The organism is Pseudoalteromonas sp. MMG013, assembly GCF_018100885.1.
Lineage (GTDB): Bacteria > Pseudomonadota > Gammaproteobacteria > Enterobacterales > Alteromonadaceae > Pseudoalteromonas > Pseudoalteromonas aurantia.
Map to the genome: position 1 here is coordinate 1 of NZ_JAGJEE010000106.1, position 583 is coordinate 583.

A 583-nucleotide genomic window follows, 5' to 3' on the forward strand; every position below is an offset into this window, starting at 1 on the left:
TCTGATAGTGGTGGTTAAGTATTAAGACAAGGAAGTCAGATTCGATTGAGAGTAGATTAATCGAGTCTGGCTGTCGCATTTGTGCCAACAACGAGCCTGTAATTTAAATTGTGTATCTGCTTATAATTAAGTCAGTAATGGCTGAGGATAAGCAATATGGATAAAAAAGCTTTAGAAGCCTTCACTCGCGAAGCAGCTAAGTCGATTAAGACTCCCTCTGATCTTGATGACTTCAGGAAAATGTTAACCAAGGTGACGGTTGAGACAGCCTTAAATGCTGAACTTAATGAGCACTTTGGTGATAAATGAGATAAAAAGTATCCTCAAATCAGTCGCTCCTGGACGGCTCATTGGGATAATCTCAATACTTTATTTAGCTATCCGTAAAGCTATCGACACGACACATGCTATTGAATCTCTGAACAGTGTGATCAGAAAATCGACCAAGGAACGTAAACTGTTCCCGACAGATGAATCGGCTAGAAAAGTGGTGTACTTAGCGATAATGAATCCTTCCAAGAGGTGGACAATGCCTATCCATCACTGGAAGCAAGCTCTAAACCGTTTTATGATTATGTTTGAA

The 583-nt window shown here is 40.0% G+C and carries 1 protein-coding gene and 1 pseudogene; both read left to right on the top strand.

All coding sequences use genetic code 11. From position 1 onward, the window contains the following. Positions 1-156: 156 nt before the first annotated feature. Positions 157-309: a hypothetical protein gene (locus J8L98_RS24545; protein WP_210998673.1), complete on the top strand. Its 153-nt coding sequence runs from the start codon at positions 157-159 to the stop codon at positions 307-309. Further along, positions 310-583 (top strand): annotated as a pseudogene (locus J8L98_RS24550) (transposase); the annotation flags it as partial.